Genomic DNA, 759 nt, shown 5'->3' with positions numbered 1-759 from the left:
CATATCGGTCATTTAAAGTTAACATTTTTGTCAACTTTTAAATGAGCGAGATTCAGGGGAGCTTACACTACAACGAAGAATTTAGAAGGCTCATATCGCTCAAATTTTGCAGACCTGGGCTTCTTCGTCACAAGAATTAAATTAAAAAGTGACAGCACGTTCGAGTACCGTTTTCGTGGCGACATGATTTCAGACACAGCAACTGGAAAATATCAAATTGAAGGAGGTAAATTAATCTTAGCGTATGACCCAAGACCAATTGACACATCAGGCTTATCATACATGCGGAGTATTGGCTTTAAACTTGACGAACCTTTAAATTTAAAAAGTGACGCTGGTCTTCCTCACGTTTTTTATTTAAGAAACAATAAACTATTTCACAGTTTGCAAGACGGCAAAATTGTAAAACGTGCAACTAAGTACAACAAACGAAGGAAATATTTATTCTTCGGCAGTCATTACTACAAACGACAGTGGTATTTGACCAAAGTTGAATAAGCCTGCCTACAACATTGATATTTGCAAAAGCTGGGCAGACGTAAGCTTTGTTTCAACTTTTGTTTTCAATTTGGCTTCATATCGGGCAGGACTTTAATAATTTAGCTATGTGTAAATCATCAACTTTTATTTATAAATTTAGCTTCAGGTAGCCGGGCTGACGAAAGTCAATTCCCCAGCCTTCGCAAATACCTGTTCGTCAGACTGTGAAAAAACTCTGTTTATTGATTTTTTAATCTTTTTTCCTCGTTGCGGTTAGCT

General features: G+C 36.8%; 1 protein-coding gene. It reads left to right on the top strand.

Features of this window, described 5'->3' with window-relative positions; all coding sequences use genetic code 11:
- Positions 1-183 precede the first annotated feature (183 nt).
- A complete protein-coding gene (locus ACFOW1_RS05860; protein WP_379012854.1) occupies positions 184-498 on the top strand; it encodes a hypothetical protein in 315 nt (104 codons plus the stop codon).
- The last annotated feature ends 261 nt before the right edge of the window (positions 499-759 follow it).

The sequence above is a fragment of the Parasediminibacterium paludis genome (genome assembly GCF_042651445.1).
Classification (GTDB): Bacteria; Bacteroidota; Bacteroidia; order Chitinophagales; family Chitinophagaceae; genus Parasediminibacterium; species Parasediminibacterium paludis.
This window is presented reverse-complemented; position numbering and strand designations above follow the sequence as displayed.

Coding starts and splice junctions, on each gene's coding strand:
- ACFOW1_RS05860 (WP_379012854.1), top strand. CDS start 184: ATGATTTCAGACACAGCAACTGGAAAATATCAAATTGAAGGAGGTAAA.